This is a genomic window from Ornithinimicrobium panacihumi (assembly GCF_052073805.1).
GTDB lineage: Bacteria > Actinomycetota > Actinomycetes > Actinomycetales > Dermatophilaceae > Ornithinicoccus > Ornithinicoccus panacihumi.
On record NZ_JBQGWG010000009.1, the window covers coordinates 1 to 19180 of the forward strand.

Consider the following 19180-nt stretch of genomic DNA (forward strand, 5'->3'; position numbering starts at 1 on the left):
TGAAGCGCCCCAGGTTCTGTGCCGCTCCTATACGGGTTGCGGCTCTCGGTTGAGGGTCGCGTAGTGGGCGTTCTCGTACTCCACTGGGGACATCATGCCAAGGCTGCCGTGGAGGCGTCGCTGGTTGTACCAGTCGACCCAGGCAGCGGTGGCGTACTCGACGTCCGCGATGGTCTTGTAGGGCCCGTCGCAGAAGACGGTGGTGCGGATGCACTCGGTCTTGTACAGGCCGATGGCGCTCTCCATCAAGGCGTTGTCGAACGCATCACCGACCGAGCCGATGGAGGGTCGCAGGCCTTCCAGGGCCAGGTGCTCGGTGAATCGCAGCGAGGTGTACTGCGACCCGGCGTCCGCGTGGCAGATCAGGCCGGGTGCGACGGGGTGCCCGTCGTGGTCACGCTGCCAGATCGCCATCCGCAGCGGGGTCATCACCAGGTCGACCTCCTTGGTCGTGGCAGCGTGCCAGGCCACGATCCGCTGGGCGAAGACGTCCAGGACGAACGCGACGTACACCCACCCGGTCCAGGCCCGGACGTAGGTGAAGTCCATCACCCAGGTCTGGTTCGGGCAGGTGGCGGTGAAGTCGCGATCCAACAGGTCGCCAGCGCGCCGCCCGTCCTTGGTGGGGATCGTGGTCCGGATGCCCTTGTCGCGGCGGAGGCCGGACAGGCCCAGGGCGCGCATCGCCCGGTCGACCGCCCCGGCCGAGGCGTCGGGCAGGCCGCTGCGGCGGACCAGCGCGGTCATCTTGCGTCGCCCGTACAGCCCTTCCGGGGCTAGCTGACGGGCGCCGGTGCGGGTGTTGGTGGTCCAGGCCAGGTCGCGCACCAGGTCCATCACCAGAGCATCGGTGTGCGTGCGGGCCGAGGGCTGGCGGGAGTTGTTCTTCCAGGCCCGGTAGGTGCGCGCGGCGACCTGCAGGCCCTGCTCGCGCAGGACCCGGCAGATCGACTCGACCGCGTGCCCCTGGGCGCGCTGGGCGTCGATGAACGCCATGATCATCGGTTCCGGGGGTCGAGCTCCCCCACGAAGAAACTCGTGGCCGCCTTCAGGATGGCCACGTCCTCACGCAGCCGCCGGTTCTCGGCCTTCAGCTTCTTGATCTCCGCCTGCTCGGCCGTGGTGGTCCCTGGCCGGTCGCCGGCATCGATCTCGGCCTGGGCGACCCACCGCCGCAACGATTCCTTGCCCACTCCTTCCTGCCGGGAGACCGCCAGCACGGCCGCGGTCATCGTCGGGTACTCGTTGCGGTGCTCCAGCACCAACCGCACAGCCCGAGCCTTCAGCTCGGGATCGATCTTCTTCGGCATGACATGCATCCTTCCGGACTCGAAAGGAAGCGGCATCAAACCTGGGGCGCTTCAGTAGGCCAAGGAGCCCGACCCTTCCTGGTAGGTCCTCCGGGACGATGCCGATGTCGACCGCCTTGAGGTCCATAGCCGCGATCGCCTCGTAGGCCAACGCCAACGGGTTTGGTACGTCCTCCCACGGCGGGCCTGCGGACCACATCTGGTTCGTGAAACCGGGGTCGAGAGACGGGTCTCCGAGCCAGATGCCGCGGTCATAGATCGCGCCGTCGGTGTTGCCCTCCCATACCGGGTCGCTCTGGGGTGGCTGCGGCACGGCCAGGCGTGCGTAGGCGTTCCATCCCTGTACCCAGTGCCACCCTCCTGGCAGTTCGCAGGGCACTTCCTGGCCCATAATTGTCTCGGTGCAGGTGATCTCCCCCGGCGGCACCGCTCCCCCGCCGCCACCATCCTCCGGCGGATCCACGGGATCAGGGATCCCCGGCTCTCCCGGCCCCCTGATGATGATGATGCAGACCCCCTCGATTGGGTCGTACACCTCGCCTGGCCCACACGTAACGGGTGGATCGGTCAGCAGCGCCCCGGCACTACCGATGACCGCCGCCTGGACCGGCGCGGCACTCAGGGCAAGGACAGCCAACCAAACTCCCCCCGTCAGGCCCCCCGTCAGTCGTCGCATGCCTCGTACTCCAACGGGTCTTCGGTGACAAACAGCTGCGGTCCTCCAGCGTCAGGACGGACCACGTAGGTGATCTGCTGGCGGTCCCCGAGCTCGCCACGGGCGGGTGTCACATCGTTAAACTCCACGTCCGACCAGTCCAAGCAGGCGGTCACCTCGTACCGCTCCCCCTCAGTAATCGTCTCGACCCCGGTGACAGTCACCTTCGTGCCACCTGACTGAACCGAGTTTCGCTCCCGACGAGACTGAACGTTCGACACCCACTGGGCGACAGCCTGTCCTCGCGCCACCTTGGCCAGCTCACCCACATCGAGGTCGGGGTTCTGACTCACCATGTCGAGCATCGCCCACGCTTCCTCAACGGCCTCAGCGGCATCCCGCTGGCCCTGGTCATTGAGCTCGACGGCGGTGGGGCCAGCGTCAGCCGCGGTGGTCTGCAGCGCGTCATCGACTGATGGCGCCTCCGTGACTGGCGGCGCCTCCGTCGTCACAGGGCTCTGTTCAGCGGTGGTGGGCGGCGGGGTGCTGCTCTCCTGGGACTGTGTGCTGCACCCGCCGAGGATCAGAGCGCAGACCAACGCCACAGGCACCGGCAGGGGTCGGATACCAGCCATCAGCTTCGTCCTTCCATACCTACCAAAGCGACCCAATGACGCTCTGGGTCTCACGCCGACGAACACTCGTGACGCTACTGCTGGTACGACACCCCAGGGGCGTCGCCGGGAACCTGTGGATAACGACGGGGCCCCCGTACGCCCCCAAGCTCCCCAGCAGATCTTGACAGTAGACCTTGGGTTGCGCCGCTGCCGAGGGTTCTTACCAAACCTTTACCAAAGGCTGGAGGGGCTGATGCCACACCGACGCAGACTTGGCTCCGTCAGCGCCAAGGTTGCGGACCCTGTCGGCGCACCGTGCTTGACGGCGACTTCACCGGCGTCGCGCTGGCCGTCGTGCCCGGTCTGAGAGCGCCCCTGTACGCGAAGGACCATGAGACCCGGGACGAAGGCCCGATCGGCGAACCGATGAGCCCTGCAGCACGGACGTCACCTCTGACGTCGGCGATCCGTGAGACCCTGACGCGTCAGCAACCGCTTTCGGGGGCATGAGTAAGGTACAAATCACGGACACTCCATCTGCGGGCCGGCGTCAGTTCGAGTCGCTCGCACAGGCCGCACAACGCACCGGCCTGAGTGCTCGGACGCTGCGTCGACGTATCGCGGAAGGGCGACTGCCCGCGTACCGCAACGGTCCTCGCATTCTCCGTGTCGATCCCGAGGACGTCGATCAACTCATGATCCGCGTTCCGGCAGTACGGAGCGAGCCGCGTTTCCACATAACCCACCCGTGAGTGCATGAGCCGGGATCCCTCCGCCTCCTGGCAAGCGATCCACGGCACGCACCTCCTGCGCGACTTGTCTGCTTTCGGCAGGTGACCCGGCCACCGGAACCGGATCGCGCAAGACGGTTCGTACCGCAGTTCCTACGCATAGGATCTTGGGCCATCATCCATCAACCCCGTAGGAGCCATAGTGGCGCAGCAGGTACACACCATCCTCGTCTCAGATCTCACCGGTCAGGAGCTCGGCGACGACGGTCAGACCGTCAGGTTCGGCTTTCTTGGCGCTCAGTACGAGATCGACCTCTCGCAGCAGGAGGCGGACGAGTTCGCCAACAGCATGCAGAAGTACACCGACGCCGCGCGACGTGTCGGTGGCCGTCGCCAGTCAGGGGGCGCCCAAGGCAACGCCTCGACCGACCGCGAGCAGCTTCGCAAGATCCGCGAGTGGGCCAGGGAGAACGGCTACAAGGTGTCGAGCCGCGGCCGAATCTCCCAGGAAGTCCAGGACGCGTACCACGCGGCCAACTGACCCCGGCTTCATGACAGCCCCGGTGGCACGGCCACCCGGGGCTGTCGCGGCTCGGACACAGTGCACCACACGAGGGCTGATCTGGCAGCGAATCAAATTCTGCGATGCCGGCGCGCCCGGGGCATGACCGGATGCACGACAGCGAACGGCGAGCCAGCCGGTGGTCCCTGGGCGGGACTCGGCCTTCTGCATGCGCCCACCATCGGTGTAGCAGTGCGTGCTGGAGCCCCTGTGGACGCCTCGGGATGTCTGGGACGGGATGAAAAGCTCAACTCCCCGCTGGGCTGGGTCGCGGACAGACATCGAGTTCGGCGGCACCCGGCCCAGCCACAGATCCATCTGGCACGTATCTGGCACGGTAGAGAAAGGAGAAGGGCCTCTGCGCAGCGTTTCCGCTGCTCAGAGGCCCTTTGAGAATGGTGGGCGATACTGGGTTTGAACCAGTGACCTCTTCCGTGTCAAGGAAGCGCGCTACCACTGCGCCAATCGCCCGTTGTGGAGGTTTCCAGTGCGAGGTGGCGACGGGATTTGAACCCGTGTAGACGGCTTTGCAGGCCGTTGCCTCGCCTCTCGGCCACGCCACCGTGAGGCATCAAGGTGGATGTGCCTCCGAGCGGACGACCGGCCTCGAACCGGCGACCTCAACCTTGGCAAGGTTGCGCTCTACCAACTGAGCTACGTCCGCGTGCGCTTCCCGTCTCCGGTGGCGCGAGAGAAAACATTAGCCGACGGATCGGCGCAGTCCAAATCCGGGTCTCGCCGCGTGTCAGCGGGGTCCCGGTATGCCGTCCATCGAGGCCAGCTCCTCGGCCTCCTCGTCGTCGGTCTGTGGCCGCTTGCGCGCCAGCTTCCGCTCCCGCCGCGCCTCCCGGGAGGCCTGCATCTCCTCCCACCAGTCGCTGGCCCGCGCGCGGGGGCCGCGGTACTCCGGCGGCGGCCACAGCCGGCGGATCGCGGCGTTAAGAGCGGCCCCGATCAGGACCGCGAAGGCGATGAAGTAGAGCCAGACCATGAGGATGATCGGCACTGTCAGCGGCCCGAAGACGGAGGTGCCACCGGCCGCCGCCCCCGCCCACCAGCGGATGATCGCCGAGGAGGCCACCCAGAAGACGATCGCGAGCAGGGCCCCGGGCAGGTCCCGGAAGAAGGGCGAGCGCGCAGGCGTGGCGAAGTGGTAGAGGCCGGTCAGGCTCACCAGTCCCAGGAGGGCCACCAGGGGCCAGTAGACCTCCACGAGCGGGTCGAGACGGTCGGGCAGCCACCGGTGCAGATAGCCGGGGCCGATCAGCAGCAGGGGAAGCGTCAGCCCCATCACGACCACGCTCGCCAGGTATGCGGTGAGGCTGAGGATGCGCGCGTGCAACGGTCCGCGGTCCCCACCTTGGCCATACATGATCGAGATGGTGTCGAGGAAGACGTGCAGGGCCCTCGACCCGGACCACAGGGAGATGAGGAAGCCGACGGACAGGATGTCGGCCCGGCCCGCGGTCAGGGTCTCGTGGAAGGTCGGCATGATGACCTGGTCTACCGTCTCCGGGGTCAGGAAGCGCAGCGACCAGGTCTCCAGGGCGGCGCTCATCCGCAGCAGGGTGGCGGGGCCGAGCCACTCGGCCGCGAAACCCGCCCCGGCGACCAGGCCCAGCAGCAGGGGTGGCAGGGACAGCAGGGTGAAGAAGGCTGCCTCGGCGGCCAGCCCGGTGGCGCGGTAGCGGAAGGCGACCAGGACCGTCTCCACGACCAGGCGTACGAAAGGGACGGCCCCGGGGACCGGGGCCAGGGCGCGCCGGAGCCGTCGTCTCACGGTCTCACGCTGCGCCACGTCAGCCACGGTAACGCCGAGGCCCCGCCGGACCTCCCCGACAGGCCCACGAGACGGTCATCTCGCGCCGGAGCCGCCGCATCGGCAACAATGAATGACTGGCGACAACGTGGTGGCCCCTGCCCTGTCCCCCACCGGAAAGTTGAGTATGGACGTCTGGCCCGGCCGCGCCTACCCCCTCGGAGCAACCTTCGACGGACGCGGCGTCAACTTCGCGCTCTTCTCCGAGCACGCAACCTCGGTCACGCTCTGCCTCATCGGCGAACGCGGCCGCGAGGTCCGCATCCCGATGCTCGAGGTCGACGCGCACGTCTGGCACTGCTACATCCCCAACTGCCAGCCCGGGCAGCGCTACGGCTACCGGGTCGAGGGCCCGCACGACCCGGCCAACGGCCACCGCTTCAACTCCAACAAGCTGCTGCTGGACCCCTACGCGAAGGCCGTCAGCGGTCAGATCCGCAACCACCAGGGTCTGTTCGGCTACGACTTCGGTGACCCGACCTCATACAACGAGGACGACTCCTCCGGCCACACCATGCTCTCGGTCGTCGTGAACCCCTTCTTCGACTGGGGCTACGACCGGCCGCCGCGCCACGCCTATGCCGACTCGGTGATCTACGAGGCGCACGTCCGCGGCCTGACCATGAACCACCCCGAGGTGCCCCCGGAGATCCGCGGCACCTACGCCGGCGTCGCCCACCCGGCCGTGGTGGACCACCTCACCAAGCTCGGCGTCACCGCCATCGAGCTGCTGCCGGTCCACCAGTTCGTCGACGACCCCCACCTGCAGGACAAGGGCCTGAGCAACTACTGGGGCTACAACACCATCGGCTTCCTGGCCCCCCACAACGGCTACTCCGCCTACGGGCACCGGGGGCAGCAGGTCACCGAGTTCAAGTCGATGGTCAAGACCCTCCACGAGGCCGACATCGAGGTCATCCTCGACGTCGTCTACAACCACACCGCCGAGGGCAACCACATGGGCCCGACGCTGTCCTTCCGCGGCATCGACAACGCCAGCTACTACCGCCTCGTCGACTTCGACAAGGCCCACTACTACGACACCACCGGCACCGGCAACAGCCTGCTGATGCGCAACCCCCACGTGCTGCAGCTGATCATGGACTCGCTGCGCTACTGGGTCACCGACATGCACGTGGACGGCTTCCGCTTCGACCTCGCCGCGACGCTGGCCCGCCAGTTCCACGAGGTCGACAAGCTCTCGGCCTTCTTCGACATCGTCCAGCAGGACCCGGTCATCTCCCAGGTCAAGCTGATCGCCGAGCCCTGGGACCTGGGCGACGGCGGCTACCAGGTCGGCAACTTCCCGCCCCTGTGGACCGAGTGGAACGGCAAGTACCGCGACACCGTGCGCGACTTCTGGCGCGGCGCCCCGTCCACCATGGCCGAGTTCGGCAGCCGTCTGACCGGGTCCTCGGACCTCTACGAGCACAGCGGCCGGCGCCCCATCGCCTCGATCAACTTCGTCACCGCCCACGACGGCTTCACCCTGCGGGACCTGGTGTCCTACAACTCCAAGCACAACGAGGCCAACGGCGAGGGCGGCCGCGACGGCGAGTCCCACAACCGCTCCTACAACCACGGCACCGAGGGCCCCACCGACGACCCCGAGATCAACGCGCTGCGACTGCGCCAGCAGAAGAACTTCCTGGCCACCCTCCTGCTCAGCCAGGGGGTGCCGATGATCGCCCACGGCGACGAGATGGGCCGCACCCAGCACGGCAACAACAACGTCTACTGCCAGGACAACGAGCTGGCCTGGATGGACTGGGACCTGGTCCCCGAGCAGCTCGAGCTGCTCGACTTCACCAGCCGCGTCATCAAGCTGCGCCGCGAGCACCCGGTCTTCCGTCGCCGCCGCTTCTTCGCCGGCGACGCCGACCACGGCGGGCAGAGCGACCTGGGCGACATCGTCTGGTACAACGAGGACGGCGCTGTCATGGAGTCCGAGGACGACTGGGACCGCCCCGACCAGGCCTTCACCGTCTTCCTCAACGGCGAAGCCATCCCCGACCGCGACGAGATGGGCCGCATCCTGCAGGACGACCACTTCCTGCTGCTCTTCAACGGCCACCACGAGCCGGTGCCGTTCACCATCCCCGACGGCATCGACGCCACCTCCTGGACGGCCGTGGTCGACACCACCGGGTCGCTGGCCGAGCCGGGGGCCCCCTGGGCCACGGGGTCGACCCACGAGGTCCCCGGGCGGACCGTGATCGTGCTCCAAGCCACGCCGCAGCCGGGGCTGCTGCAGGCCTGAGACGGGCCGGGCAGGCCTAGGGTGGCCGACCGGGCCTGCCCTCGAGCGGGCTCAGAGCTCGGCGAGCCTGGCCTTCTCCGCCTCGACGTCGAAGTCGGCCTCCGGCCAGGTCAGGTCGAGGGTGCGCAGGTGCTCCAGCAGGAGCTGCTGGACGGCGAGCCGGGCGTACCACTTGCGGTCGGCCGGCACCACGAACCACGGCGCGTGCTCGGGGCTGCACCGCTCGAGGAGCACCTGGTAGGCCTCCTGGTAGTCGTCCCAGTGCTCGCGCTCGTCGAGGTCGCGGGGGTTGTACTTCCAGTGCTTGTCCGGACGCTCGAGACGCTCGGCGAGGCGATCCTTCTGCTCGTCGGCGGAGATGTGCAGCATCACCTTGATGATCGTGGTGTCGTCGTCGACCAGGCCCTGCTCGAAGGTGTTGATCGTGGCGTAGCGGCGCTGCCACTGGGCCCGTGGCACGAGGTCGTGGACCCGGACGACGAGGACGTCCTCGTAGTGGCTGCGGTCGAAGACGCCGATCATCCCGGGACCGGGAAGGGCCTTGCGGATCCGCCACAGGAAGGGGTGCTTCTTCTCCTCGGCCGTCGGCGCCTTGAAAGCGGTGATCTCCACGCCCTGCGGGTCGACCGAGCCGACGACGTGGCGCATGATGCCGCCCTTGCCGGAGGTGTCCATGCCCTGGATCACGAGCAGCACCTTCTTGGTGCCCCCCTCGCGGCTCATCGCGTAGAGCCGCTCCTGGAGCTCGTCCAGCTCCTCGTCCGCGGCGGCCAGGTCAGCCTCGGCGCTGGCCTTGTCGCCGGCGTAGGCAGGCGTCGAGCGCGGGTCGACGTCGGCCAGCACGAAGCCCTCGGTCACCTTCAGCGCCTCGGTGAAGGAGCTCGCCCCGTCGGCCAGCTCCACGGTCGACTGCACGACCGCCTCGGCCACCGCCTGGTCGCCCTTGAGCTTCTTGGCGGCCTTCTTCAGCGCCTTGTCCTTGGGGTCCTTGGCGTCCTTGCCCTTCTTGCCCTTGCCGCTCTTCTTGCTGTCCTTGTCCTTCTTGCCCATCCGCACATCGTGGCACGTCATCGCCACTGTCGCAGCCCGTCCCGCTGGGTCATGATGGGTCGCATGCCGACCCTCACCGCCCGGACCGCGACCGGTCCCCTCTCCCCCGACGAGCTCTCCGACTGGTATGCGGTGCCAAGCGACCGCGCGGACGGCACCTGGGTGCGGGGCAGCTTCATCACCACCCTGGACGGGAGGGCCACCGGGCCGGACGGCGTCAGCGGCTCCCTCAACGAGGGCTCGGAGGGGGATCACGCCGTCTTCGACCATGTGCGCGCCTGGGCCGACGTGGTGGTCGTCGGGGCCGGCACGGTCCGGGAGGAGGGTTACGGTCCCCTGCCAGGAACCCCGATGGTGGTCGTGACCTCCTCGGGCGAGCTGCCGCATACCGCGCTGGAGGCGGAGCCCGGGTCGGGTGAGGTGCTGATGGTCGGCGGCCACGGGCACGAGGTCTCTCCCGAGCAGGTGCTGGCCGCGGTGCGGCAGCGCGGCTGGCGGCGGATCGTGGTCGAGGGCGGTCCGCACCTGTTCGCCGGCTGGCTCGAGGCAGGCCTGGTGGACGAGCTGTGCGTGACGGTGCGCCCCGTGCTGGCCGGCGGCGACCGGACGCTGCTCGTCCCCCGGGGCACGCGGCTCGGCGACCTCACGGGGACACCGACCCACCTCCTCACCTGGGGCGGCGACATTCTCGTGCGCACCCGCCTCCGCTGACCCCCGCCTCAACAGCGCCGGGCGCGCCCTGTGGTTGAGTTGCTCCATGGAGCTGCCCGTCATGCCGCCGGTGTCGCCGATGCTGGCCAAACCGGCCAAGAAGCTGCCCGAAGGGTGGCTCTTCGACCCCAAGTGGGACGGGTTCCGGTCGATCGTCTTCCGCGACGGTGACGAGGTCGAGCTGGGCAGCCGTAACGAGCGCCCGCTCACCCGCTACTTCCCCGAGCTGGTCGAGGCGCTCAAGGAGGCGCTCCCTGCCCGCTGCGTCGTCGACGGCGAGATCGTCGTCGCGTCCGAGGACGGGAGCCGCCTGGACTTCGAGGCCCTGCAGCAGCGCATCCACCCCGCCGAGTCGCGCATCACCCTGCTCGCCGGGAAGACTCCCGCGGCTTTCGTCGCCTTCGACCTGCTCGCCCTCGGCGACGAAGACCTGACCGGTATGCCGTTCTCCTCCCGTCGGGCGCGCCTCGAGGAGGCCATGGCGGACCTGGCCCCGAAGGCGATCAGTGCCTCGGTGCATCTCACGCCCCTCACCGACGATCCGGAGGTGGCGATGCGCTGGTTCGAGGACTTCGAGGGTGCCGGCCTGGACGGGCTCATCGCCAAGGATCCCGAGGCGGTCTACCAGCCGGGCAAGCGGGTGATGACCAAGCTCAAGCACGAGCGGACCGCAGACTGCGTGGTGGCCGGCTACCGGCTCCACAAGAGCGGTGACGACGCCCTCGGCTCGCTGCTGCTGGGCCTCTACGACGACAGCGGTGCGCTGCAGAGCGTCGGGGTGGCAGCCTCGTTCACGATGGCCCGCCGACGGGAGCTGCTCGAGGAGCTGCAGCCGCTGGTAACCGACTTCGAGGACCACCCGTGGGCCTGGGCCAAGCAGCTCGAGGGCGAGCGGACCCCGCGCAAGGGTGAAGGCTCGCGGTGGAACGCGGGCAAGGACCTGTCCTTCGTTCCGCTGCGCCCCGAGCGCGTGGTCGAGGTACGTTACGACTGGCTGGAGGGTCAGCGCTTCCGGCACACAGCGCAGTTCGTCCGGTGGCGTCCCGACCGGGAGCCGGAGAGCTGCACCTACGAGCAGCTGGAGCAGCCGGCCGACCACGATCTGGGCGACGTCCTGGGGGTGAAGAGATGAAGACCGAAGGGACATCGTCAGCGCGGACCGCGGCACTGGTGGCCGCGGGCGCGGCCGGTGGCGCCGCGCTGGGCGGTGCGGTGTCGATGGGGACGGCAACCTACTTCGCCCACCGCATCATCACCCCGGAGCACGAGAAGAAGGACGACGTCACCGTCGTGTCGGTCGACGAGGCCGCGGGCACCGTCACGCTGCGGGCCAGCGCCCTGACGACCGCGAAGGGCCGCTACGGCCTCTGGCTGGACAAGGGCGCCGGGCACGCCCGCCTCGGCGACGTCCTGCCCGCGGCAGAGGGACAGCCGGCCCAGGGTCGCAAGGCCACCGTGACCCGCCCCATCCTGGGCGTGGACCAGGGCGAGATCGGCCCCGGCCCCGCCCGATGGAACAAGTACTTCTACTGCGGCACACCGGGATCCGCGCTGGATCTGGACTACGAAAACGTGCTGATCACCTCGGATGTCGGCGAGCTGCCAGCGTGGCAGGTCCCCGGTGCGCCGGGCGCCGACAAAGGGGACTGGGCGATCCTCGTGCACGGCCGCAGCGCGATGCGCGAGGAGTGCCTACGCGCCCTTCCGGTGATCCACAGGCTCGGCTACACGGCTCTGGTTCCCATGTACCGCAACGACATCGGCGCTCCGCCCAGCGCCGACGGTCGCTACAGCCTGGGTCTGTCGGAGTGGCACGACATCGACGCCGCGATGCGCTACGCCCTCGATCACGGCGCGCGCCGCGTGGTCATCATGGGCTGGTCGATGGGCGGGGCGATCGTGCTCCAGGCCCTCAACCGCTCCGACGTCGCCCACCGGGTCCACCGGGTGGTGCTCAACGGCCCGGTCATCGACTGGGGCTCGGTGCTGGCCCACCAGGCCGACCTGCACTTCATCCCACGTCCGATCGACCACCTGGCTCGTGGCCTGATGCGCAGCAAGGTCTCCCGTCACCTGCTCCGGGTCGCCGAGCCGGTCGACGTCGCCGCGACCAACTGGGTGGACCGTGCCGACGAGGTGAGCCACCGGATCTTCATCATCCACTCGGCCACCGACGAGACCGTGCCCTTCGGCCCCTCCCAGGACCTGGCGCGTCGACGCCCCGGCCTGGTGCACACCTTCGTGTGGCCACAGGCCCTGCACTGCGCCGAGTGGAACACCAACACGCCCCTCTGGGAGGACCTGGTCACCAGCTTCCTGCGGTGAGGCTGGCGCAGATCAGCGCTGCTTGGGGGCGCCCTCCACGCGGCGACCGTCCTCGTCCCAGTGCTCGGCGACCTTCTTGCTGGGCTGCACGCGCGGGGGCTCGCCGGGCATCTTGGGATGGTCCGGCGGGAAGTTGAGCTCGCCCAGCCCGTCCGCCACCTGCGCCTCCCACAGGGCGTAGGCGCCGTCGATCGTGCCGGGGTCCTCGTGCAGGTCGGCCCAGGCGTCGCCGTGCTCCGCGAGCCACTCCGGGACGGTGTGCACGGTCAGGTCGGCCGGCCCCCACTCCCCCAGCTGCTCCCACGTCATCGGCACCGACACCGGGGCGCCGGGCAGGATCCGGGGGCTCCACGCCGCGGCCAGCGTCCGGTCGCGGGTGGCCTGGTTGAAGTCGACGAAGACCCGCTCGCCGCGCTCCTCCTTCCACCACGCCGTGGTCACCAGCTCCGGCATCCGCCGCTCCAGCTCACGCGCCAGCCCGATCACCGCGTGCCGCACCTCGAGGAACTCCAACCGGGGCTCGATGGCGGCGAAGACGTGCACGCCCCGGCTGCCGGTCGTCTTCACGTAGGGCCGCAGCCCCGCCTCCTGCATCACCTCACGCAGCCCTCGCGCCGCCTCGACCACGTCCGCGAAGTCCCGCCCGGGCTGCGGGTCCAGGTCGATCCGCACCTCGTCGGGGTGGTCGTTGTCGGCGGAGCGCACCGGCCACGGGTGCCAGGTGACGGTGCCCATCTGGGCGGTCCACAGCAGCGTCGCCTCGTCGTCGACGACCAGCTGCGGGTGGCTGCGGCCGGAGGGATAGGTGCACATCGTCGTGCGGGACCACTCCGGCACGCCCTTGGGCGGATTCTTGGAGTAGAACTCCTCCCCCTCGATCCCGCCGCGGACCCGCTGCAGGGTCACGGGGCGGTCGGCCAGTCCGCGCAGCATGGGTCCGGCGACGGCCTTCAGGTATGCGGCCAGGTCAGCCTTGGTGATCGCCTCACCCCGGGCGTCGTCCCCGACCCCCGGCCAGACCACCTTGTCGGGGCTGCTCAGCCGGACCGTGCGGGGCTCTCCGTCGGGACCGGTGGACTCGAGCATGAGGGCGTCTGCCATGCCTTCATCCAACCATCCCGGAAAAGTGATCCAGATCACTGTTCAGGGGAGACAACGTCAGTGCTCCGTGCCGCGTCCTAGGTGCATCACGAGCCGTCCGGCTCGGGAGCCACCCGGGGCCTCCGGCCCCCGGTTCGACAGGGGTACCACCACGCGTCGCTCCACCCGCACCTTCGTCTCCGTCCTCGCCACCACCCCGCTCCTGCTGGGTGCCTTCCTCCCCGCCAACGCCGCCGAGCAAGGCAAGGTCAAGAACTCCGGCTCCTTCGCCCATCTCGACATCAGCGGCCCCGAGACCTCCGACACCATCCCCGGCAACTACCTCATGGGCGACCTGCAGGTGATGGACAGCCAGGCCATGGGCTGGTCCACCGCCTTCGAGTGCGCCGACGGCGCCACGCCGATGGAGGGTGAGGGCTGCACCTACGTCGGCGACCTCATGCTCGACGGCGCGGTGACCGTCTCGAAGTCCTCGGGCAAGACCAAGGCCACCAACCTGGCCGGCGACCTCTGGGTCGGCGAGTGGGTCTACGACCCGGAGACCGGCGAGGAATCTGTCATCGAGCACGGCACCCTCGCCCTGGACGCCTCACTGCCTCCCTACGGCAAGTCGGTCACCTCCACCTACACCGAGAGCTTCCGCGACAAGAACACCGGCGAGTCCTACACCGTCCGGGCCCGGACCACGACCTTCCAGGCCACCGTCTCCGGGACCCTCGGCGGATCCAGCCTCGACGGCAACCAGGGCTCCGTGGGCACCTTCCGCAACATGCAGACCTGGCGCACCCCGTGACCGGGACGAGCTAGCCACGAGGCGGTCAGGGCCCCGAGGACGGACCGAGCGACGCTCGGGAACATCCTCGGGGCTCTGACGTTGTCCTGTGCATGGCCAACCACAGCACTCCGGCGACCGACGCACAGCGCGGTGAGACCGCATACCCGAAGGCGAAGACCGAGGACCAGTGGCGTGAGCAGCTCTCGCCTGCGGAGTATCACGTGCTCCGCGAGGCCGGCACCGAGCGCCCGTTCGTCGGTGAGTACACGTCCACCACGACCGAGGGCGTCTACAGCTGTCGCGCCTGCGGGGCCGAGCTGTTCCGCAGCGAGACCAAGTTCGAGTCCCACTGCGGGTGGCCGAGCTTCTACGCCCCGCTCGCCGAGGACCGTGTGCAGTATCTCCAGGACGACTCGCTGGGCCGGACCCGCACCGAGGTGCGCTGCGCCTCCTGCGGCTCGCACCTGGGGCACGTCTTCGAGGGTGAGGGCTATGGCACCCCCACGGACCTGCGCTACTGCATGAACTCCATCGCCATGACCCTGGAGCCCACTCCCCAGGAAATGTGACCCCGGTCACACCAACCTGATCGTCGGGACGCTCGTCTGTGGATGCGACCGGGCACCACGCCCGGGGCCGGAGGCCCACACAGACGACCAAGGGGAAGCACACCATGATCTCGATGACCAGCGCGATTGCCATCGCCACCGCCGCCTCGTCCATCGCGTTCACCACCGCGGGCGCGGCGGAGACGACCGCGATGGGTGAGCAGAAGCTGCGCTGGGAGACCGGCTCGGTGACGGTGCAGGCCAAGGGTGTGACCGCGGTCGGCACCGCCAGCATCCGTGCGGGCTGGGACGAGATCGACACCCTGGAGGTCGACGTGTGGACCGAGCCTCAGGGCAAGGCCTCCAGGGTCCGCGAGGAGGGCCGCACCATCATCAGCCGCGACCAGTTCGTGCACGGCACGATCGGCGGCTACCCCGTGACTGGCATCGACACCACCCACATCCACACGATCAACAAGAGCTGATCTCCCGCTTTCGACCTCCCGTCCTCGACCTCTCGTTTTCGACCTCCCAGATTTTCGCCATGGCGCGAATCTGGGAGGTCGAATACGGTCGGTGTCCCGGGGTGCTCGTCGGGTGGGACCGGACGGCTCAGGGCAGACGGGTCACGAGGTCCTCCAGCGCGACCATCGGACCGGTGAAGAAGGGGATCTCCTCACGCACGTGCCGGCGCGCGTCGACGGCGCGCAGCTCCCGCATGAGGTCGACGATCCGGTGCACCTCGTCGGCCTCGAAGGCCAGCAGCCACTCGTAGTCACCCAGGGCGAAGGCCGAGATGGTGTTGGCCAGCACGTCCTTGTAGTCGCGGGCGGCCTCGCCGTGCTCGCGCAGCATACGGCCGCGCTCGGCGGGGTCGAGGACATACCAGTCGTAGGAGCGCACGAAGGGATAGACGCACAGGAACTTCTTGGGCTCGTGCCCCGAGAGGAAGGCCGGGACGTGGCCGCGGTTGAACTCGGCCGGCCGGTGCAGGCCGATATTGCTCCACACCGGCTCTAGGTGCCGTCCCAGCTCGGTCTGCCGGAAGCGCTGGTAGGCCCGCTGGATGAGCTCGACGTCCTCGGCGTGCCACCAGATCATCACGTCGGCGTCGGCCCGGAAGCCGGCCACGTCGTAGACGCCCCGCACGACCAGCCCCTCCCCCTCGAGCTGGGTGAACAGGTCGCGCACCTCCCGGGCCAGGCCGGCGCGGTCCTCGGGCAGCGGCGCCACGGCCTGGAAGACCGAATAGGCGGCGTAGCGGATGGCGGCGTTGACCTGCTCGATCTGCTCGTCGGTGGGGTGCGTGTAGTCGCTCATGGCGGCCATTGTCACAGGGTCACCTGGGCGGCCGCCGAGCGGGCCGAGGCGATGCAGGCCGGGATGCCCACGCCGTCGTAGGTCGCCCCGCAGACCGCCATCCCGGGCACCTCGGCGACCGAGGCGCGGACCTGTTCGACCAGGTCGAGGTGACCCACCGCATACTGCGGCAGGCCGCCTCCCCAGCGCTGGACGTGGGCGTCCAGGGTGCCGGGCAGGTCCCGTCGCAGGGCCTGGGCCAGGTCGAGCAGCGCGGCCCCGACCAGGTCGCCGTCGGCCCGCTGGAGCGTGGCCTCCTCGCGGTGCCGACCGATCGAGGCCCGCAGGAAGGTGACGTCCTGCCCGTCCGGCCCCGCGCCGAGCCCGGCCTGTCGCACCCAGTCCCACTTGCTCGCGCTGAAGGTGGCCGCCTTGATGGTCCGCCCGTCGACCGGCGGCACGAGGATCCCCGAGCCGGTGAGCTCACCCAGCTCCGCGCTCGGCAGGGCGACGGTCACAACGACCATCGAGGCGGTCTCGACCGTCCCCAGCAGGTCCGCCGCCTCCGGCGCGGTGCTGCGCAGGAGCCTCATGGTCGGCGCGGGCGGCAGTGCGATGACGACGCGGTCGGAACGGTATGCGGTGGGGCTGGGGGCAGGTCCCGTCACCACCTCGAAACCCCCCTCGTCGTCGCGCCGCAGCTCGCGCACGAGGGTGCCGGTGCGAATGGTCACGCCCCGCTGCGTGAGCGCGGCCGCCAGCTCGGCGGGCAGTCGGTGGAGGCCGCCCGCGACGGTGCCGAAGACGGGCGAGGCCGACCGGGCCTGGGTGCCGTCGTTCGACGCAGGCATCATGCGGGCGACGGCCTCACGCAGGGACCCTCCCTGCCGTGCGACCTCCACGAGGTGCGGCAGGCTGGCCCGGGCCGAGAGAAGGTCGGCATGGCCTGCGTAGACGCCGCCGAGGAGCGGCTCGACCAGGCGCTCGACGACGGCCGGGCCGAGCCTGTCCCCCACGAGCTTCGCCACGGAGGTGTCCTGCTCCTCCAGCCTCCGGGTGGTCTCGGCGCGGGCCCTGGCGACCTCATCCTCGGTCAGCAGGCCGAGCAACGCGTCGACGTCGGCAGGCACACCCATGAGCGTCCGGCGTGGGAGCGGGTGGATCTGGTCCCTGCTCCAGATCTGGGCGGCGGCCGCCGTAGGGTGGACGAGGTCGTCCTCCAGCCCCGCACGGTCCAGGAGGTCGACCGCCTCGGGGCGGCGCACGAGGAAGGCCTCGGCCCCGACGTCGAGGGGGCGGCCGCACAGCTGCGCCCCCCGGATCTTGCCGCCGACCCGGTCGCTGCCCTCGAGCACGGTGACCTGGGCGTCGGGGTCGAGCCGGCCGATCTCGTCGGCCGCGGCCAGACCGCTGATGCCGGCGCCCAGGACGAGATAGGAGGTGCGGTGGGAGGTCGCGGTCGACATGGGCCTCAGCGTCTCACCCGATCGTGACGTGATCGTGACCCGGGGTTGCGGAACCTCCTCCGCGCGGGCGAGGTCGCACCGGCAGCACCACGCACGGCCCGGACGACCATCACCAGAGGGGAAAGAACGATGTCTGCACACACCGACGCGCCACGAGGACCGGCCCGAGGACGCCTCCTGCTCCTGCCCCTGCTCCTGCTGCTGGGGCTGCTGACCTTGACCGCCTGCTCGGCCACGAGCTCCACCGACCACGCTCCCCGCGCCGTCGACGGGCCCCAGGCTCCTGCGGCCCAGGACCGCGGCTCGGCCGCGGGTGCTGCGGCGGAGGAAGGCGCCGCCGACGCGGCGGGCGACGATTCGGCGTCCGACGCCGGGGCCGTCCAAGGGGCCGGCACGGTCGCCACCGATCCCGACTCCGCCGGCGACGATGGAGCCCCCATGATGGTCCGCAACGCCCGCATGGACGTCGTCGTCGAGGACGTGGGCGCGGCCGTGAGCAAGGCGCGCGCCACCGCCACCGCCGCGAAGGGCTGGGTCGCATCGGAGGAGGTCACCTCCGGCACCGAACGTCGCCCCGGCTGGGCCACCCTCGTCCTGCGGGTCCCCTCGGCCGACCTCGACACGGTCATGACGACGCTGTCCGAGCTGGGCGAGGTGTCGAGCAGCAGCAGCTCGGCCGAGGACGTCACGGTGGAGTACCGCGACGTCGAGGCCCGCGTGCAGACGCTGCAGGCCAGCGTCGACCGCCTGCGCGACCTGGTCGCCGAGGCCGACGACGTCAACGCCATCGCCAGTCTCGAGCGGGAGCTGGCGGACCGCGAGATGGAGCTGGACGCCCTCAAGGCACGCATGAAGGTCCTCTCCGAGGACGTCTCGCGCTCCACGATCACCCTGCACCTGGCCGAGGACGGCCAGACGCTGGAGGAGACGACCCCGGACACCGGCTTCCTGGCGGGTATGCGGCAGGGCTGGGAGGCCTTCCAGTCCTCGCTGACCGTGGTGCTCACCGCGGCCGGCGCGCTGCTGCCCTTCCTCGTGCTCGGCGCGCTCGTGCTGGTCCCGCTCCTGCTCTGGCGGCGCCGGCGGCTAGCATCGCGACGTGACCGACACGCAGCTGCAGCAGGAGATCCGGACCGCGCTTGAGGTGGTCGACCCGCAGACCTTCGACGCCTCCGCGGAGGCGGAGCGACGGATCGACTTCCTTGCCGCATACCTGGAAAAGACCGGGACCAAAGGCTTCGTCCTGGGGATCAGCGGAGGGGTGGACTCGACGACGGGCGGCCGGCTGGCCCAGCTGGCCTGCGAGCGGGTGCGGGAGCGCGGCGGCGAGGCGACCTTCATCGCGGTGCGCCTGCCCTATCACGTGCAGAAGGACGAGCACGACGCCCAGGACGCGCTGCGTTTCATCGCCGCCGACGAGGTCTGGACCGTGGACATCGGCCCGGCCGTGGACGCGCAGTGGGAGGCGCTGCTGGCGGCCGGCCTGGACCGGGAGGACCCGCGCGGCGACTACCACCGCGGCAACGTCAAGGCCCGCCAGCGGATGGTGAGCCAGTTCGCCATCGCGGGGGCGCGCGGCATGCTCGTCATCGGCACCGACCAGGCGGCCGAGGCCGTCGTCGGCTTCTTCACCAAGTTCGGTGACGGCGCGGCCGACCTGACGCCGCTGTTCGGCCTGCCGAAGCGGCGGGTCCGGGAGATCGCCCGGCACCTGGGCGCGCCGGAGCACCTCGTCGAGAAGGTCCCGACCGCCGACCTGGAGAACGACAAGCCCCTCATTGCCGACGAGGTGGCGCTCGGCGTGCGCTACGAGGTCGTCGACGACTACCTCGAGGGCAAGGAGGTCTCCGCGGAGGACGAGGCCACGATCGTCGGGTGGTATCGCCGGACCGGCCACAAGCGGGCCCTGCCCGTCACCCCCGACGGCTTCCTGCAGGACCGCTGAGGGGCG

General features: G+C 69.7%; 18 protein-coding genes, 3 tRNA genes and 1 other annotated feature. Of the genes, 11 read left to right on the forward strand and 10 right to left on the reverse strand.

Annotated features, from left to right (window positions below):
• Nucleotides 1–27: 27 nt before the first annotated feature.
• Nucleotides 28–1310, reverse strand: a protein-coding gene (locus ACTMMA_RS09845; RefSeq protein ID WP_441189664.1) for an IS3 family transposase whose coding sequence is annotated in 2 segments (ribosomal slippage) — nucleotides 28–1037 and nucleotides 1037–1310 — 1284 coding nt in all. Because the reading frame shifts where the segments join, the coding sequence is not laid out codon by codon here.
• Nucleotides 907–1041: a sequence feature (AL1L pseudoknot), on the reverse strand. It overlaps the preceding gene by 135 nt.
• A 663-nt stretch (nucleotides 1311–1973) precedes the next feature.
• The gene (locus ACTMMA_RS09850; RefSeq protein WP_441189953.1) at nucleotides 1974–2600 is read right to left on the reverse strand and encodes a hypothetical protein; all 627 of its coding nucleotides are present in this window, start codon (nucleotides 2598–2600) and stop codon (nucleotides 1974–1976) included.
• A gap of 488 nt (nucleotides 2601–3088) precedes the next feature.
• Here ACTMMA_RS09850 and ACTMMA_RS09855 point away from each other — a divergent pair, with 488 nt between their 5' ends.
• Both ACTMMA_RS09855 and ACTMMA_RS09860 read left to right on the forward strand, forming a co-directional pair.
• A complete protein-coding gene (locus tag ACTMMA_RS09855) occupies nucleotides 3089–3334 on the forward strand; it encodes a helix-turn-helix transcriptional regulator (RefSeq protein ID WP_441189954.1) in 246 nt (81 codons plus the stop codon).
• A gap of 181 nt (nucleotides 3335–3515) precedes the next feature.
• Complete coding sequence (locus ACTMMA_RS09860; protein WP_441189955.1) at nucleotides 3516–3854, forward strand: histone-like nucleoid-structuring protein Lsr2; 339 nt, start codon at nucleotides 3516–3518, stop codon at nucleotides 3852–3854.
• A 417-nt stretch (nucleotides 3855–4271) separates the two neighbouring features.
• On the opposite strand, the gene ACTMMA_RS09865 is transcribed toward ACTMMA_RS09860, so the two are convergent.
• The 4 genes from ACTMMA_RS09865 to ACTMMA_RS09880 all read right to left on the reverse strand — a co-directional run bounded on the left by ACTMMA_RS09865 (nucleotide 4272) and on the right by ACTMMA_RS09880 (nucleotide 5673).
• A tRNA-Val gene (locus tag ACTMMA_RS09865) sits at nucleotides 4272–4346 on the reverse strand.
• Nucleotides 4347–4367: 21 nt separating this feature from the next.
• Nucleotides 4368–4438 (reverse strand) — tRNA-Cys (locus ACTMMA_RS09870).
• Nucleotides 4439–4466: 28 nt separating this feature from the next.
• Nucleotides 4467–4539: transfer RNA gene (locus ACTMMA_RS09875), tRNA-Gly, on the reverse strand.
• Nucleotides 4540–4620: 81 nt separating this feature from the next.
• On the reverse strand, nucleotides 4621–5673 hold the full coding sequence (locus ACTMMA_RS09880) for a YihY/virulence factor BrkB family protein (protein WP_441189956.1): 1053 nt from the start codon (nucleotides 5671–5673) through the stop codon (nucleotides 4621–4623).
• Nucleotides 5674–5821: 148 nt separating this feature from the next.
• On the opposite strand from ACTMMA_RS09880, the gene glgX reads away from it, so the two are divergent.
• Nucleotides 5822–7954: a glycogen debranching protein GlgX gene (gene glgX, locus ACTMMA_RS09885; protein ID WP_441190088.1), complete on the forward strand. Its 2133-nt coding sequence runs from the start codon at nucleotides 5822–5824 to the stop codon at nucleotides 7952–7954.
• Between the two features lie 51 nt (nucleotides 7955–8005).
• On the opposite strand, the gene ACTMMA_RS09890 is transcribed toward glgX, so the two are convergent.
• Complete coding sequence (locus ACTMMA_RS09890; RefSeq protein WP_441189957.1) at nucleotides 8006–9004, reverse strand: PPK2 family polyphosphate kinase; 999 nt, start codon at nucleotides 9002–9004, stop codon at nucleotides 8006–8008.
• Between the two features lie 63 nt (nucleotides 9005–9067).
• Here ACTMMA_RS09890 and ACTMMA_RS09895 point away from each other — a divergent pair, with 63 nt between their 5' ends.
• The 3 genes from ACTMMA_RS09895 to ACTMMA_RS09905 are packed head-to-tail and all read left to right on the forward strand — an operon-like array spanning nucleotide 9068 to nucleotide 12040.
• A complete protein-coding gene (locus ACTMMA_RS09895) occupies nucleotides 9068–9715 on the forward strand; it encodes a dihydrofolate reductase family protein (protein WP_441189958.1) in 648 nt (215 codons plus the stop codon).
• Nucleotides 9716–9761: 46 nt separating this feature from the next.
• Entirely contained in the window at nucleotides 9762–10847 is a 1086-nt protein-coding gene (locus ACTMMA_RS09900; protein WP_441189959.1) for an ATP-dependent DNA ligase, read from the forward strand.
• Nucleotides 10844–12040: an alpha/beta hydrolase family protein gene (locus ACTMMA_RS09905; protein ID WP_441189960.1), complete on the forward strand. Its 1197-nt coding sequence runs from the start codon at nucleotides 10844–10846 to the stop codon at nucleotides 12038–12040. Before ACTMMA_RS09900 ends, ACTMMA_RS09905 begins: the two co-directional genes overlap by 4 nt.
• 12 nt (nucleotides 12041–12052) lie before the next feature.
• On the opposite strand, the gene ligD is transcribed toward ACTMMA_RS09905, so the two are convergent.
• The gene (gene ligD / locus ACTMMA_RS09910) at nucleotides 12053–13141 is read right to left on the reverse strand and encodes a non-homologous end-joining DNA ligase (protein WP_441189961.1); all 1089 of its coding nucleotides are present in this window, start codon (nucleotides 13139–13141) and stop codon (nucleotides 12053–12055) included.
• A 67-nt stretch (nucleotides 13142–13208) separates the two neighbouring features.
• On the opposite strand from ligD, the gene ACTMMA_RS09915 reads away from it, so the two are divergent.
• The 3 genes from ACTMMA_RS09915 (at nucleotide 13209) to ACTMMA_RS09925 (ending at nucleotide 14949) form a co-directional block, all read left to right on the forward strand.
• A complete protein-coding gene (locus tag ACTMMA_RS09915; protein WP_441189962.1) occupies nucleotides 13209–13934 on the forward strand; it encodes a hypothetical protein in 726 nt (241 codons plus the stop codon).
• Between the two features lie 92 nt (nucleotides 13935–14026).
• On the forward strand, nucleotides 14027–14485 hold the full coding sequence (msrB, locus tag ACTMMA_RS09920) for a peptide-methionine (R)-S-oxide reductase MsrB (protein WP_441189963.1): 459 nt from the start codon (nucleotides 14027–14029) through the stop codon (nucleotides 14483–14485).
• A 113-nt stretch (nucleotides 14486–14598) separates the two neighbouring features.
• Entirely contained in the window at nucleotides 14599–14949 is a 351-nt protein-coding gene (locus tag ACTMMA_RS09925; protein WP_441189964.1) for a hypothetical protein, read from the forward strand.
• A 127-nt stretch (nucleotides 14950–15076) separates the two neighbouring features.
• On the opposite strand, the gene hemQ is transcribed toward ACTMMA_RS09925, so the two are convergent.
• Both hemQ and hemG read right to left on the reverse strand, forming a co-directional pair.
• Nucleotides 15077–15784, reverse strand: a complete 708-nt coding sequence (gene hemQ / locus ACTMMA_RS09930; RefSeq protein ID WP_441189965.1) for a hydrogen peroxide-dependent heme synthase — start codon at nucleotides 15782–15784, stop codon at nucleotides 15077–15079.
• Nucleotides 15785–15795: 11 nt separating this feature from the next.
• Nucleotides 15796–17229, reverse strand: coding sequence for a protoporphyrinogen oxidase (hemG, locus tag ACTMMA_RS09935; RefSeq protein WP_441189966.1), 1434 nt, complete (start codon nucleotides 17227–17229; stop codon nucleotides 15796–15798).
• 129 nt (nucleotides 17230–17358) lie between these two features.
• Here hemG and ACTMMA_RS09940 point away from each other — a divergent pair, with 129 nt between their 5' ends.
• Nucleotides 17359–18372 carry a DUF4349 domain-containing protein gene (locus ACTMMA_RS09940; RefSeq protein WP_441189967.1) on the forward strand — a complete coding sequence of 338 codons (1014 nt, stop codon included), beginning with the start codon at nucleotides 17359–17361 and terminating at the stop codon, nucleotides 18370–18372.
• Nucleotides 18329–19174, forward strand: a complete 846-nt coding sequence (gene nadE, locus ACTMMA_RS09945) for an NAD(+) synthase (protein WP_441189969.1) — start codon at nucleotides 18329–18331, stop codon at nucleotides 19172–19174. Before ACTMMA_RS09940 ends, nadE begins: the two co-directional genes overlap by 44 nt.
• Nucleotides 19175–19180 lie beyond the last annotated feature (6 nt).